Raw genomic sequence first — 14,070 nt, 5'->3', positions numbered from 1 at the left:
GCTCGCAGGTCAGGCGAAGTCCGTCGCCGGGTGCGGGGCCGGCCCGTCGAGCGCACCGAGGACGGCCGGCTGACGGAGGCTGACCATGCGCCGCCAGCCGCCCAGCCGCTCGAAGGCGTAGACGCCGTCGATCCCGGTGAGGATCACCGCCGACTTGGCCCTCGGCCAGCGCAGCAGCTCCGCCATCCGCCGCATCACCGCGCGGCTGACGTCCCGGTACACCCGGATCTCCGCCGCCGCGCTCGCGTCCAGCAGGTCCTTGATCCGGCGGCCAAGGCCCGCCGCGGCCAGGCGGAGCAGCTCCTCGTGGCAGTACGCGAGGTGGTTGTCCTCGTCGTGGCAGATCATCCGGACCGCGCGGCCGATGTCCGGGTCGTCGCCGAAGTAGCGCGCCAGCAGTCTCATCTGCTCCGAGGCCCGCTGCTCGGTGACGCGGCTGTGGGCGAGGTAGGTCACCACCTCGTCGGAGGTCAGCGGCCGGTCGCCGCGCAGGGTCCGGTGCGACAGACCGATGCCGCCCTGTTCCAGCAGCGCCGTGTAGTCGGTCTCCGGCGGGACCGGCACCGGGGTCAGGCCACGCTTGTGCAGCAGCGCGTTGAAGATCCGTCCGTGCTTGTCCTCGTCCGCGCCGTGCCGGGTGACCCGCGGCGCGAGATAGCCGAGCTCCGGGGGCATCAGCGCCGCGATGCGGCCGTTCTCCCACCCGCCCTGCGACTCGCCGCTCGCGGCGATCGAGCAGAAGAGCCGGAACGCCTCGTCGTCGTCCAGGATCTCCTGGAACACGCTCCTCGCCGTCAACACCGCACTCACCCACCTTCCGGGCCCTCCGCAGACCTTCCCTCCAGGCTGCGCACGCTGCGACGGGTGCACCACACGGCGGACGCCGACCGGGTGAGGGCCGCGACGACGTCGGCGGAGAAGGAGGAAGATTCTTTCCAGCGGCACCCATCCACCGCCCCACCGGCGCCGAATCACTGACGACCTCACTCACCGCCGGAGCACGGCCGCGTGCCGTGCACCGCCCGAGACACCCGAATGACGGAGCGTGCCGTGGAGCAACCCAGGGGAGAGGCCCGCGGAGGCCGGAGGGACGACGAACCCGTCTTCCTCGGCACACCGGGGCCCGCCGCCCCCCAGCCGGACGACCTGCTGGTGCTGACCGCCAGAGGCGAACAGGACGCCTTCGCCCAGCTCTACGACCGGATCGCGGGCCCGGTACTCGGCATCGTCCGCAGCGTGGTCCGCGATCCCGCGCAGTCCGAGGAGGTCGCCCAGGAGGTCCTGGTCGAGGTCTGGCGGACCGCCGCGAGGTTCCGGCCGGACCGCGGCAGCGCCATGAGCTGGGTGCTCACCATCGCCCACCGCCGCGCCGTCGACCGGGTCCGCAGCGCCCAGGCGGCCACCGACCGCGAGCACAAGGCCGCCCTGCTGGACCGCACCCCCGCCTACGACCAGGTCAGCGACGAGGTCGACCACCGGCTCGAACGCGAACTCGTGCGCCGCTGCCTGCGCGCGCTCACCGAGACGCAGCGGGAGTCGGTCGTCCTCGCCTACTACCGCGGACTCACCTACCGGGAGGTCGCCGAACTCCTGGCCGTGCCGCTCGGCACGGTGAAGGCGCGGATGCGCGACGGCCTGATCCGGCTGCGCGACTGCCTGGGGGTGACCGCATGACCGCCGCCGACCTGCACATGCTCGCGGGCGCCTACGCCCTCGGCGCACTGGACGCCTCCGAACGCGACGCGTTCGAGCAGCACCTCGCCCAGTGCGAGGCCTGCTCCACCGAGGTCCGCGAATTCCTGGCCACCAGCGCCAGACTCGCCCTGGCCGTCGAGGTGACCCCGCCTCCGGAGCTCCGGCAGCGGGTGCTCGGCCGGGTCGCCCAGACCCGGCAGGAGCCGCCCCGGGTCGAGACGCTGCCCGGGCAGCGCCGGACGCGCGGCAGCTCGCTGAGCCGCGCCTCGCGCTTCGCCCTCGCGGCGAGTGTGGCGATCGGGCTCTCACTGGGAGGCGTAGCGGTCTGGCAGTACCAACGGGCGGAGGACGCGCACCGGCAGGCCCAGCAGGCGCAGCAGGCCGAGGCCCAGGCGCGGCAGATCGCCGCCGTTCTGTCCGCGCCCGACGCCAAGACCGTCAGCGGCACCCTGGCCGGCGGCGTCACCGCCAGCGTGGTCGAGTCCCCGAGCGTCGGCCGCGCGGTCTTCCACACCTCCGGGCTTCCCGCGTTGGCGGACGGCAAGGTCTACCAGCTCTGGTACGACGACGCAGGCACGATGCGACCGGCCGGCCTGGTCACCCCGGCCGCCCCGGACCAGACGGTCCTGCTCGCCGGCCAGGTCGGGAACGCCGCGGGCATGGGCATCACGGTCGAACCGGCCGGAGGCTCGCTCCACCCGACCTCGGCCCCGATCGCCCTGATGCGGTTCCCCGCCGCGTGACGAGGTGACAGCCGGCGTGGCTCCCGTCGGCCGGTCCGTCCGGCCGACGGGAACCCCGCTCGGGTCCCGGCACCGCGGGGGCGACGGCGGGCGGCTCCGTACGCGTCGCTATCCGTCCGCGGTCTGCCGAGCGCAGTGGTCGGCGACGGTTTCGGTGAACGCGCGCGCCAGCGGGGAGAGGGCGTCCCAGCTCCGGACCGCCCAGCCCATGCTGAGCGGGGGGAGCGCAGGGAGGGGGATCAGGCGGAGGTCCGGATGACCGGGGCCGGTCCAGGCGGGAAGGGTGGGGACGACGGCCACGCCCAGCCCGAGCTCGGACAGCAGGATCGCGGTGTCCCAGTCGACGACGCTGGTGTCGAACACCGGCCGGACGTCGGCTTCCGCGAGCCGGGCGACGAGCTGCAGGCGCGACGTGGAGTTCTGCGGCAGCCCGATGAGCCGGACGTCCTGGAGGTCGGCCGGTTCGACACGGTCCCTGGCGGAGAGCGGGTTCGTCACCGAGACGGCCAGTGCCCAGGGGACCTCGACCACGGGACGCTGCTCGACGGCGCGATCCGTCGGCCCCAGCGTGATCCAGGCGAGGTCCACGCCACCGGCGGCGAGCGCGTCGAAGCAGCCGCGGCTGGAGGTCTCGGTCTGGAACTCCAGACTGGCCCGCGGAAACCGCCGCCGGAAGTCGACGACGGCCGCCGCCATGAAGTGCCGGACGGTCGTGGCGCCCGTGGTGACCCGCACCGATCCGCTCTCGGCCCGTGCGGCCTCGCCGAGCCGGCGCAGCGCATGGTCGATGCTGCCCAGGCCCTCGGCGACCCCCGCGTGCAGCAACTGCCCGGCCGAGGTCGGAACCACCCCGCGCGTGTGCCGCTCCAGCAGGCTCAGGCCGAGCTCCCGCTCCAGCCTCTTCACGTGCTGGCTCACGGCGGACTGTGTGCAGCCGAGCTCGCGGGCCGCCCCGCTCAGCGAGCCGGCCCGGCAGACCGCGGCGAAGACGCGGAGATCGTCGAGAGTCACGGCGACCCAAGCTATCGCTTGGGGCACTGCGAGTGAATCCGTTGATTGACTTGGATCTGACGGACGCTCAATGATGGCTGCAGGGCCCAGGGCGACAACCCGCCGGTCGTGCACGACCGGCGGGTGTCGACCCGCCACGCGAAGAACGCGACCCTGGAGGTGGAGAGCTGATGCGGTCCGACGCACGCTCGGCGGCCGAGCCCGCCGCGGAAGGTCTGCTGCGCGAACGAGGCGCCGCCGAGACGCCGCACCCCGGCGGCACGCTCCTTGACCACCTGCACCGCGTCGCCCGCCTGCTCGCCGACTGGGGCGCCGACCCCGATGTGCAGCTGGCCGGGCTCTGTCACGCGATGTACGGCACCGACGGATTCGACCACGCCCTGATGGGCATCCACGAACGCCCCCTGCTGGCCCAGGTGGTGGGTGCCCGGGCCGAGGCACTGGTCCACCTCTACGCGAGCTGCGACCGCGGCGTCGTCCACCGCCGGCTGGCGAACGACCGGCCGGTCGTCTTCCGTGACCGCTTCAACGGCTGCGAGCACACCCCCACGGAGCCCGACCTCCGCGCCTTCGTCGAGATCACCGTCGCCAACGAACTCGACGTCCTGTCCCACAACCCCGACCTCGCCACCCACTACGGCCCCGCCCTGCACCGCCTCTTCACCGAGGCCCGCGACCTGCTCTCCGCCCCAGCGTGGGACGCCTGCGCACGCCAACTGGGCCCGGCCGCACGACGACCGGGATGACCTGCACTGATGTTCGCCGTCGGCGATGGCCCGTGTCGGTCCCGGCGGGGTCTGCTTACCTGGTCCGCTGGAGTCGGTTCGGGTCGAAGCCCATGGCGAGCGCACGGTCGAGGAGTTCACGCCCCGCTGGATCCTCGCCGCGCCGCCTCAGGAGGTGCCCGAGATTCCACATCCCGGCCGGGAAGCCGACCTCCGCCGAGCGCCGGTACACGGCTTCGGCACCGTCGAGGTCTCCCTCCCGCTCCAGGAGCAGCCCGAGGTTGTACAGTTGGCCGCCGGCCCGCTGTGGAGGCACCCACCCCAGCAGAACACGTTCCGTCTCGGCCAGTCCCACACGCCGGTAGGAGCGCAGCATGATGTTCTGTCCGTTGCGCAGGCCTGACGGAGTGCAGCACCAGGCCAGCGGAAGCCCCACCGAGGCAGCCAGGACGGCGAGTGCCCAGGATGCCGGGAGCGGCAGGTGAAGCCATGACCGGGTCCACCCGGTGGCCGTTCCGACGAACAGCGCAGCGGGCGTCGCGATGCAGAGCGCAGCGAGGCCGCCTCGCGCTCGCCCGCTCCAACCGTAGTAGGTCACGTCGTCACGGAAGCATTCGCCTGGAGCGGAGTCAACGTGGCCTGGTGGAGACGTGACGAGGCTGCCTGAATCCGGCTCTGACCGGGGCGGAGCGAAACGATCCTGCGATGATCCTCGGGAAAGGCGGTGCTGAGCAGGCGCGGCCCAGGTGGGGGCCTCCGTTCCAGCTCAATCCCTCTAGACGCGCCGGGCGACGGTGACGATCCCCCTGCTCGCGGACGTGAACGCGCCGCCGTCGAAGTCGCCGTGGCGTGCCTCGACGACGAACCCCGCTTCGGTCAGGAACGCGTCGAGGGCCTCCGGGGTGAAGAAGCGCAGGGTGGCCCGGCCGAGATGGAGTACGGCGCCGTCGGCTCCGGCGGTCGTCTCCGTACAGGTGACGAGCCACCCTCCGGCCTGATCGTCCGTCACCGCTTCCACGCCGTTGCTGACGTAGAGGCGACGACCTCTGGCGTCGGTGACGTCGTCCGCGCCGGTCGACGTCCAGCTCTCCCAGGCCCGTGCGCCCGGGTGCCTGGTCTCGAACACGAAGCGTCCACCGGGCCGCAGTGCCCCGCACACCGCGGCGAGTGAGGAACGGACCTCCTCGTCGGTCACCAGGCACTGGAACGCGCAGCTGGACATGGTGGCCAGCTCGAACTCGGCCGCCCATCGCGGATGCGCGTCGGCGGCGGTTCCGTCGACCCACTCGACGCGCGATTCGCGGGCCCGGGCCCGTCTCAGCGAGGCGGCATCGGGGTCGATGCCCGCAAGGCGCCCCTGATGCCCCCGCGACCGCGCGAGATGGAGCAACTGCCCGGTGCCGCAACCGACATCGAGAGCCGATCCGGCGGCCATCACCAGATCGGTGTAGAAGCGGGCGGAGGGGTCCTCGGTCGGCTCCCAGGGATTGAGGAGGTCGTAGAGCGCGGCTTCGTCGTCAGCGGTGAAGTCTGAATCCACCGCTGCAGTATGAGCAGGCGTGCCCGGCGACGCACCCCGATTTCCGCCGGTGCGCGATCACGGCGTCGAGCGCGAACCGGCGTCAGCCGCCTGCCGAATGCGTTCGAACGACCGCTGCGGCCCGGGGGATCGGACCTAAGCTGGACGGATGACGGGGCGAACGAGCACGGTCGTGCTGATGTGCGGTCTGCCGGGGGCGGGCAAGACCACCTATGCCCTCGGGCTGGTGCGACGCGGTTACGCCCGGCTCTCCATCGACGAGGAGGTCTGGCAGCGGATCGGCCGACGCGACGCCGGCGTGGTGCTGACCGAGGAGGCGTTCGACCGGCTCAAGGAGGAGATCCGCCGCGAGCAGCGGCAGGAACTGGTCGAACTGATGCGGGCCGGGCACGACGTCGTGGTCGACTACAGCTTCTGGAGCCGCGCCGCCAGGGACGACTACAAGGCGCTGGTCGAGAGCCACGGCTGCCGGTGGGAGCTCGTCCACCTCAAGGCCGACCGGGCGACGCTGGAACGGCGGCTCGACATCCGCAGCCGCCGGCCGGGTGCCAACGCGGTGACCGTCACGCCCGGCCTGTTCGACCGCTATCTGACCGGCTTCGAGGAGCCGCAGGGGGAGGGCGAGCAGGTCCTGGTGCAGCCGCAGGGCTGACCTCCGGCCCCGATCATCGCGACCCCCCGGAGCCGGTCAGGTCCCGCAGCCCTCGCTCCAGCAGGGCGAACCCGTGGTTCGCGTCGGCCACCGCGCCCGCGTAGCGGGCGTCCGCCGTCTCCCCGCGTTCGAGCCGGGCGGCGTTGTCCTCGGCGAGGGTCCAGCGGACGCCCACGATCTGGACCGCGGCCAGACGTGCCGTCAGTTCCGCTGTGTCCGACGTCTCCTGGAGGGCCTCGGCGAGGGCGCGTTCGGCGCCCGTCCTGAACCGGTCCATCCGGGCCACCAGCGAGGGGGCGTCAAGGATCATCCGTCGGACGCGCTTGACCTGGGGATGGTCGTTGAGGCCGGTGATCGGATCACGATCCCGCAGCCCCTGGAGAAAGTGCTCGCGCACGGCGGTGAGCGGCCCGGTGCCGGCCGGGCGGGCTCGCACGACGCGGGCCAGCTCGGTCTCGTGGTCGGCGAGGCGGTGCACGACCAGGTCTTCCTTGGTGGGGAAGTAGGTGAAGAGCGTGCGCTTCGACACCTCCGCCGCGTCGGCGACCTGCGCCACCGAGACCTGGTTGAACCCGTGCTCCAGGAACAGCGTGATCGCGGCGTCGGAGATGGCCGTGTGGGTGCGCTGCTTCTTGCGTTCCCTCAACCCTGGCTTTGCGTCCACGGCATCCATGCTAGCAGGAAGCTGCCCTCGGTACATTTCTGCACCCGGTGTATGTTTGCTCTCGGGCAAGAAACGAGAGGACCGATGGTGATGACGACAGAGGACGCGACCGAAGTGGTGGTCGTCGGCGCAGGCCCGACCGGGCTGGCACTGGCGTACGAACTGGCACTCGCGGGCGTGGAGACCCTGGTGCTGGAGAAGCTGCCGCAGCGGATCGAACAGGTGAAGGGCGGGGGCATCCAGCCACGGACCGCCGAACTGCTGGAATCCCGAGGGCTGCTGGAGCCGCTGCTGGCACGGGTCGTCCCCGGCGACCCGGTGGGCGGCCACTTCGGCGCCCTGCCCGTGCCACTGGACTGCACACCCTGGCGCACCAGGCACCCCCACCCGATCGCCGTCGCCCAGTGGGAGCTCGAGGAGGTGCTGGAGGCGCGAGCGGTGGCCGCCGGGGTCCGGGTCGTGCGCGGCGCCGCCGTCTCCGGGGTCGAGCAGGACGAGGCGGGCGTGCTCGTGAGCGCGGACGCGACGCGGGTGCGGGCCCGCTACCTGGTGGCCTGCGACGGTGGGCACAGCGCGGTGCGCAAACTGCTGGGTCTGCCGTTCCCCGGCCGGCCGGGGACGCACCGAGCGGTCCTCGCCGACATCCGCCTGGCCGAGGTCTCACCCCTGGTGCCCGGCCGGTTGGGCCACATGAGCAGCCTGATGCGGCAGGCCGGCGGTTACTGGGCCATGACGGCCCCGCTCGGCGACGACCGCTACCGCTTCACCTTCGGCCGCGCCGAGCAGACGGACGGCGACGACGACAGCGCCGTCACGCCGGAGGAGATCTCAACGGCGCTGAAGGCCCTCTACGGGCCCGAGGTGGTCCTCGGATCCGTGCAGAACGCCTCACGGTTCACCGACGCCACACGGCAGCTGGAGCACTACCGGGTGGGGCGGGTGCTGTTCGCCGGCGACGCCGCGCACATCCACCCGCCGCTGGGCGGTCAGGGCCTCAATCTCGGCGTCCAGGACGCGTTCAACCTGGGCTGGAAGCTGGCGGCGGTGCTCCGCGGCCGGGCGGGGGACACGCTGTTGGACTCCTATCACGCCGAACGGCATCCGGTGGGCGCCCAGGTCCTCCACCACACCTCGGCGCAGCGGGTCCTGGCGGACCCGAAGCCCAGTGAGGACGTCGCCGCGCTGCGCGACATCGTCATCGACCTGCTGCGGCTGCCCGACGCCAACCGTCACATGGCCGGACTGATCTCCGGCCTGTCGCTGCGCTACGAGCTGCCGGGCACGCATCCGCTCGTCGGGCAGCGCCTGCCGGACCCTGAGGTGACGGCGGAGTCGGGCCGCGTCCGGCTCTCTGCGCTGTTCCGCGCCGGACAGGCGGTCCTGCTCGACCTGGCCGGGGTCGTGCCGGCGGACGTGCGGCTGCCGCCCGGCGTCGACCTCGTGCGCGCCCGGTGCGCCGACCGGCAGGACGTGGGCGCCGCCGCGGTGCTCGTCCGCCCGGACGGCTACGTCTGTTGGGTCGCCGACACCGTCGAGGAGGCGGCCACCTGCGGCGACGCCCTGGCGACTGCCCTCTACGGTGGGGGTGCCGGGTAGGAGACGATCTAGAGATAAGAAGCACTGCGGGCTTGAGTCTTCCCCCCCCGCGGAGCGGGTATCCGGGGCGCTTCGCGCCCCGGCAGTAGGGGCTTCGCCCCTGCCGCCCGCTCCGCGGGCGGCCCCAGGGCTTCCAGGCCGCTTCGCGGCCCGCCCTGCAGCGCCTCGCCCACGCTTCGCGCGGGCGCCGTCAACTCAGCGGTTGTGAACTCAGAGGCGTGACGCACTCCGCACGTGCCAGGGAGAGATCCTTGAGATGAGGAGGCAGGGAGGTCCCGGTCCAGGCCTCCAGGAGGTCGATCACGGTGTTGTACGTGCGGGCCAGCCCTCCCAGCGCGAGGCTTCGCCCAGGCGGTCCGCTGCGGGAGGCGGAGAGGGTCACCCAGACCTTGCCCTCGTCCGCGCCCTGGATGCCCGCCGCGAGGGCGTCGCGCTCCGTACGCCAGTCCTCGAGAGCCTCCCGGGTGCGCCGCGAGAGGGCGTAGACCTCGCGCAGCGGCGGCACTTCGACGTTCGCGCCGGGGCCGTAGCGCACCAGCGTGACCGTGCTCAGCTCCGGGCCGAAGTCGTCCCAGCGCAGCGCGTGCAGCTCGGCGGTGCGGGCGCCGGTGTCCAGGATGAGGCCGACGACGGCCAGCAGCCGCACCATCTTCAGGTCGCGTTCCCCGAAACGGCGCTGCCGCCGGGGCTCTATCTCGTCGGCGACGCGCACGCCCTCGTCGGGATCGATCGGCACGACGCGGGGGGCGGGCTGGGGTCGGGGCGGGAGTTCGGCCGCGCAGCCGGAGGCCTCCAGCAGACGGTTGAGTGAACTCCAGCGCGCCAGCCGGGTGTTGACCGACTGCGGGCCCTCGCGCCGGCTGCGCCGTGCGGTCCTGCTGCGCAGCCGGTCCGTACAGCCGAGCTCCCACAGCAGCGCCAGCGTGGAGGTCGTGAACAACTCCGCAACGGTGCGGACCGGCGGGAACTCCGGGAGGGTCCGCGCGACGGCCACCTCGCGTCTGGTCCAGGTGTGGCGCTCGCGGGAGGAGGCGCTGCCACTCGGCTCGGTGCGGGCGAAGAACGCCTCGAGCTCGGGCGGCAGACGCAGGGCCGCGGACCGGGGGGCTTCCGCCAGTGGATCGGACACGGAGTCAGCTTCGCACGAGGGGCCCCTTCGCGATCACCCCCGGGTGGGGCCAGGGGCGTCCCGGTCCCACCCACGGCGCGGCTACTCCGGCGCGGAGCCGGCCAGGCGGTCGTTGAGCAGCCGCGTGAGCGCGGCGAGCCGGGCCGGCCCGAGGTTCTCGTGCAACAGGTCGGCGACGGCCGCGAGATCGGTCCAGTCCACGCTCACTCGGCCGTGCGCCGCAGCCGCGGCGGGAGCGAGTGCGGACGCCCCGTTCGGAGCGGGGGCCGGGGATGTCGCCGCACGCGCTCCGCTCACGGCGGGCCCCGGCTCTCGCAGCGGCATCCTGGCGTCCCCGCGTCCGATGCTGTTGCTGTTCATCGGGTCCGGCGCCCCGACAGATTCCGGTTCCGGCACGGGAACCACGGCAGGCGTGGCAGTCGGGACGGGAGCAGGTCTCACGTCCCCGGGGGCCGCGACGGGCACGCCCGCCGGTGCGGGATCTCCGACCCGTTCCACCTCCGTCCCGCTCGCTTCAGGAGCAGGAGCAGGAGCAGGAGCAGGAGCCTCGACGGTCGCCGCCGCCGAGGACGACGCCGTCACCACCGCCTTCCGCTCCGCCACGGCGGCGTCCCGCATCCCGGCCACCGCGTCGAACTGCTGCTCCGCGCTCAGCTCGGCCAGGTTGGGGCGGCCCGCCAGCCAGCGCGCGTCGCGCAGCGCCATGCCCTCCCCGCCCCCGGCGCGGGCGCGGATGCTGGACTGCACCTCAGGGGCGAGCAGCAGCAGCCGGGTGCGCTGCGAGACCCAGGCGGGGCTCCAGCCCTCGGCGCGGGCCGCGGCCGCCGCCGAGTCGTACTCCTCGACCAGCGCCTTGACCGCCCGGGCCTCCTCGATCGGGTCGAAGTCCTTGCGGTTGGCGTTCTCGTCCAGGGAGGCGCGGCGCAGCCGAGCCCGGCTCGCCGCGACGTCGTCGTTGACGACGGTGATCAGTTCGGCGCGCCCGTACGCGACGGCGGCGGCGTGGCGGCGGCAGCCGTTGACGATCACGTGGTCGACGCCGCGCAGCTCCTCGGCGTACTCGGGCCACAGCCGCAGGTACGCGCCGCGGGTGACGGCGAGCAGGCTCTGCAACTGGATGCCGACGATGTCCTTGAGGTCGGAGAGGTCCCCGAGGTCCTCGCGCGGGTTCTGCGGGTTGGGGGCGAGCCGGGCGACGGGCAGCAGCACGGCGGCCGGGGAGTCCTCCTGCCGCGCGGCTGCGACGGTGGGCTCTCCCGGGCTGAGCAGGGTGGCCAGGGACTGACGGCGGGCCATCAGGCGGTGACCGCCTTCCTGGCGTCCGCGAGCGTCATCTGGTGCTCCAGGGCCAGGTTGAGGAAGTCCTTCTGGGCCTCCTGGGAGACGCGCGACTTGGGGTACCGGGTGACGACCTGACGGTCGGCGGCGGCGCGGGAGTGGAGCTTGTAGTGGCGGATCACGGTGCGGGCCAGCGGCCAGCCCTGGGCCCGGACGAAGGCCTTGGTGTCCTCCAGGTCGACCGTGCCGTCGCGCGGGTCCCAGTTCGAGATGACGACGAGGTAGGGAATGCCACGCGGCTTGATGATCCGCTCGATCGTGTTCTGGGTGGGCTCGAAGCCCATCGGCTCGGGCTCCAGCGGCACGATCACGAAATCGGCCGCGTCCAGCGCGGCACGGACCGCGTCGGCGATCGGCCCCTTGCCGAGCGGGTCGGCGCCGGCCTTGCGGGCGTCGGGGGTCATCCAGCCGGGGGTGTCGATGATGGCGTGCCGTACCGAGGTGACCTCACGCAGGCGCTGGATGCCGTCGAGGTCGTCGTAGGCGTCGATGAAGACGAACGGCAGGTCGTCGCCCACCCGTTCGGCCCACCACACGGCCGACCCCTGCGGGTCCACCGACACCGCGGCGACGGGTGCGAGCTCCCCTTCGGCGCGCCCGACGACCTCGGCGATGGTGGCAGACAGGTTCACGCTGATCGTGGACTTGCCTATGCCGCCCTTCTGGTTGAGGACGACCGTAACGTCAGCCATGCGTAATCCCCTCCGTGGACTTCCCGGACGCCCGGTCCGGTACTGCGGACGGAAACAGCATGACAGGAGTCGGACAAGAGCTGATCAAGGATGCGAATTCGCCCGCTCAAAAAGCCAGTTGGCGATGGTTCCGGTCTGTGGGGGTTCGCGCGGGCCCGTCGGCTCAGCCCTGGCCGGTCCCGTCCTCGCCGGGGGAGACCAGGCCGGTCTCGTAGGCGAGGACGACGGCCTGGACCCGGTCGCGGAGCCCGAGCTTGGCCAGGATGCGGGCGACGTGCGTCTTCACCGTCGCCTCGGACAGGTGCAGGTGCGCCGCGAGTTCGGCGTTGCTGAGGCCACGGGCGATCAGGCGCAGCACCTCGGACTCGCGGGCCGTCAGCGTGCCGAGTCCCTGGTGCTGGGCGGCCCGGTCCGGGCCGCCGGGAAGGGCGTTGACGTCGCCGCGCGCGAACCGGGAGACCAGCCGCCGGGTGATCGCCGGGGCGAGCAGCGCGTCTCCGGACCGGACCATGCGGACCGCGGAGATGAGGTGCTCGGGGCTCACGTCCTTGAGCAGGAAGCCGCTGGCGCCCGCGTTCAGCGCGGCGTAGACGTACTGGTCCAGGTCGAAGGTGGTCAGGATGATCACCCGTGGCGCCCGGTCGCCGCCGGACGCGAGGATCCTGCGGGTGGCTTCCAGTCCGTCGAGCTCGGGCATGCGGATGTCCATCAGCACCACGTCGGGCAGGGTGCGGCGGACCGCGTCGACCGCGGTCAGGCCGTCGTCCGCCTCGGCGGCGACCTCGATCCCCGCGGCGGCGAGGATCATGCGGAAGCCGGTCCGGACCAGGGCCTGGTCGTCCGCGATCACGACACGCAGCGGGGTGGTCACATGTTCTCCAGAGGGTTCAGGGGAATGGTTGCCTTGACGCGGTAACCGCCGGTCAGCCGGGGCCCGGTGGCAAGGGTGCCGCCGTGGAGGCCGAGGCGCTCGCGCAGCCCCACCAGACCCCTGCCGCTGCCGGAGGCAGCCGCCTCGCCGCGGCGGCCCTCGGTGTTGAGGACCTCGACGGTCAGTTCCCGTGGCGCGTAACCGACGTGGATCACGGCGTTCGCGCCCACGGCGTGCTTGACCATGTTGGTCAGCGCCTCCTGGACCACCCGATAGGCCGTCAGTTCCACGCCCGGCGGCAGCAGCGGGCGCTCGCCTGTGGTGCGCAGCTCGACGCCGATGCCGGTGAGCCGGATGCGTCCGACCAGGGCCTCCAGGCCGTGCAGGCCCGGCTGGGGGGTCAGGTCGGCCTGGGCGGCGGGGTCCTCGCCGGAGCTGTCCATCGTCAGCAGGCCCATCACCTGGCGCAGGTCGGTCATGGCGGCGCGGCCGCCGGTCTCGATCGCCAGCAGCGCCTCCTTCGCCAGAGCCGGATTGTCGTCGACGACCATCCGGCCGGCACCGGCCTGGATCACCATCACGCTGACGTTGTGGGTCACCACGTCGTGCAGCTCGCGGGCGATCCGGGAGCGCTCGTGCTCGACGGCGCGGCGCAACTCCTCGATGCGGTCCCGTTCGAGCACGGTCAGCCGGGCCCGGCTCTCCTCGGCCCGGCGCGACCAGACCTGGTGGCCGAAGGCCGCGGCCACCACCGGGAAGAGCATCAGGCCGCCGACCAGGCCGTTGGGGAAGTGCGGCAGCTTCGCACCGGAGAACAGGCCCACCAGTACCGCGCCCGCGACCGGCAGCCCGGCCAGGGACAGGCCCCGGTAGGGGGAGTGGGCGACCGCGCTGTAGACGGCGACCATGGTGACCAGACAGCTCACCCAGAGCACGTCGGGCTCCGCGCGGCTGAGCAACTGCGCCGTGGTCAACGCCAGTTCCGCCCAGAGGGCGAGCAGGGGAGCCCGGCGCCCGAAGGCGAGCGGCACGGCGGTCAGTGCCGCGAGCACGGTGGCCCCCAGCGGCGCGGCGGGGGTGTTGGGGGCGATCAGGGACGCGCGCACGGCGGCCAGGCCGAAGAGCAGCGCGACGGCGGCGTCGGCGAGCTGCCGCCGCGCCGTCACCCGGGCGGGATCCGGCGTCGGCCGGACCAGTGCGGAGATCCGCCGGCGCAGCCGGTCGGCGTGGGAGCTGGTCTCCGACGTCGGCCCCGATGCCGCGGGCGTGTCCGCGCGGTCGGTCCAGCCTGCGGCGTTCGGTCCGCTGCTCACCCTGTACCTCTCCCGACTACATCGCAGGGATGACTCCGGCGGCCGTCGTCCGTGCGGGGGAGCGCAAATGGCTCGCCCGGCCGACGTGGCCGATGATCTCC

15 protein-coding genes are annotated in these 14,070 nt (G+C 72.9%); 5 read left to right on the top strand and 10 right to left on the bottom strand.

Annotated features, from left to right (window positions below):
* Positions 1-9 precede the first annotated feature (9 nt).
* Positions 10-801 (bottom strand): ferritin-like domain-containing protein, encoded by a 792-nt coding sequence (locus BS83_RS09520; RefSeq protein ID WP_037603403.1) that lies wholly within the window; start codon positions 799-801, stop codon positions 10-12.
* A 249-nt stretch (positions 802-1,050) separates the two neighbouring features.
* Here BS83_RS09520 and BS83_RS09515 point away from each other — a divergent pair, with 249 nt between their 5' ends.
* Together BS83_RS09515 and BS83_RS09510 are read left to right on the top strand one after the other, a co-directional pair.
* Entirely contained in the window at positions 1,051-1,674 is a 624-nt protein-coding gene (locus BS83_RS09515) for a sigma-70 family RNA polymerase sigma factor (RefSeq protein WP_269664845.1), read from the top strand.
* Positions 1,671-2,438 (top strand): anti-sigma factor, encoded by a 768-nt coding sequence (locus BS83_RS09510; protein ID WP_037603402.1) that lies wholly within the window; start codon positions 1,671-1,673, stop codon positions 2,436-2,438. The genes BS83_RS09515 and BS83_RS09510 overlap by 4 nt, the downstream gene beginning before the upstream one ends.
* 108 nt (positions 2,439-2,546) lie before the next feature.
* Here the strand turns inward: BS83_RS09510 and BS83_RS09505 are convergent, their stop codons facing one another.
* Complete coding sequence (locus BS83_RS09505) at positions 2,547-3,449, bottom strand: LysR family transcriptional regulator (RefSeq protein ID WP_037603401.1); 903 nt, start codon at positions 3,447-3,449, stop codon at positions 2,547-2,549.
* Positions 3,450-3,619: 170 nt separating this feature from the next.
* On the opposite strand from BS83_RS09505, the gene BS83_RS09500 reads away from it, so the two are divergent.
* Positions 3,620-4,195, top strand: coding sequence for a DUF6817 domain-containing protein (locus BS83_RS09500; protein ID WP_037603400.1), 576 nt, complete (start codon positions 3,620-3,622; stop codon positions 4,193-4,195).
* 55 nt (positions 4,196-4,250) lie between these two features.
* Here the strand turns inward: BS83_RS09500 and BS83_RS45290 are convergent, their stop codons facing one another.
* Together BS83_RS45290 and BS83_RS09490 are read right to left on the bottom strand one after the other, a co-directional pair.
* Positions 4,251-4,772, bottom strand: a complete 522-nt coding sequence (locus BS83_RS45290; protein ID WP_157597100.1) for a hypothetical protein — start codon at positions 4,770-4,772, stop codon at positions 4,251-4,253.
* A 177-nt stretch (positions 4,773-4,949) separates the two neighbouring features.
* Positions 4,950-5,714 (bottom strand): class I SAM-dependent methyltransferase, encoded by a 765-nt coding sequence (locus BS83_RS09490; protein ID WP_037603398.1) that lies wholly within the window; start codon positions 5,712-5,714, stop codon positions 4,950-4,952.
* Positions 5,715-5,862: 148 nt separating this feature from the next.
* Here BS83_RS09490 and BS83_RS09485 point away from each other — a divergent pair, with 148 nt between their 5' ends.
* On the top strand, positions 5,863-6,366 hold the full coding sequence (locus BS83_RS09485; RefSeq protein ID WP_037603397.1) for an AAA family ATPase: 504 nt from the start codon (positions 5,863-5,865) through the stop codon (positions 6,364-6,366).
* 13 nt (positions 6,367-6,379) lie between these two features.
* On the opposite strand, the gene BS83_RS09480 is transcribed toward BS83_RS09485, so the two are convergent.
* The gene (locus BS83_RS09480) at positions 6,380-7,039 is read right to left on the bottom strand and encodes a TetR/AcrR family transcriptional regulator (protein ID WP_037603396.1); all 660 of its coding nucleotides are present in this window, start codon (positions 7,037-7,039) and stop codon (positions 6,380-6,382) included.
* A gap of 81 nt (positions 7,040-7,120) precedes the next feature.
* Between BS83_RS09480 and BS83_RS09475 the strand changes: the two genes are divergently transcribed.
* The gene (locus BS83_RS09475; RefSeq protein WP_037608554.1) at positions 7,121-8,626 is read left to right on the top strand and encodes an FAD-dependent monooxygenase; all 1,506 of its coding nucleotides are present in this window, start codon (positions 7,121-7,123) and stop codon (positions 8,624-8,626) included.
* A gap of 190 nt (positions 8,627-8,816) precedes the next feature.
* On the opposite strand, the gene BS83_RS09470 is transcribed toward BS83_RS09475, so the two are convergent.
* The 5 genes from BS83_RS09470 to BS83_RS09450 all read right to left on the bottom strand — a co-directional run bounded on the left by BS83_RS09470 (position 8,817) and on the right by BS83_RS09450 (position 13,969).
* Entirely contained in the window at positions 8,817-9,755 is a 939-nt protein-coding gene (locus tag BS83_RS09470; RefSeq protein ID WP_037603395.1) for a site-specific integrase, read from the bottom strand.
* An 81-nt stretch (positions 9,756-9,836) separates the two neighbouring features.
* Positions 9,837-11,051, bottom strand: coding sequence for a ParB/RepB/Spo0J family partition protein (locus BS83_RS41615; RefSeq protein ID WP_051942876.1), 1,215 nt, complete (start codon positions 11,049-11,051; stop codon positions 9,837-9,839).
* Complete coding sequence (locus tag BS83_RS09460; RefSeq protein ID WP_037603394.1) at positions 11,051-11,785, bottom strand: ParA family protein; 735 nt, start codon at positions 11,783-11,785, stop codon at positions 11,051-11,053. Before BS83_RS09460 ends, BS83_RS41615 begins: the two co-directional genes overlap by 1 nt.
* A gap of 163 nt (positions 11,786-11,948) precedes the next feature.
* Positions 11,949-12,656, bottom strand: a complete 708-nt coding sequence (locus BS83_RS09455; protein WP_037603393.1) for a response regulator — start codon at positions 12,654-12,656, stop codon at positions 11,949-11,951.
* Positions 12,653-13,969, bottom strand: a complete 1,317-nt coding sequence (locus tag BS83_RS09450) for a sensor histidine kinase (RefSeq protein WP_051942875.1) — start codon at positions 13,967-13,969, stop codon at positions 12,653-12,655. Before BS83_RS09450 ends, BS83_RS09455 begins: the two co-directional genes overlap by 4 nt.
* Positions 13,970-14,070 lie beyond the last annotated feature (101 nt).

Source organism: Streptacidiphilus rugosus AM-16 (genome assembly GCF_000744655.1).
GTDB lineage: Bacteria > Actinomycetota > Actinomycetes > Streptomycetales > Streptomycetaceae > Streptacidiphilus > Streptacidiphilus rugosus.
The sequence above is the reverse complement of the archived record's forward strand: the minus strand, read 5'-3'. Positions and strand labels throughout refer to the sequence as shown.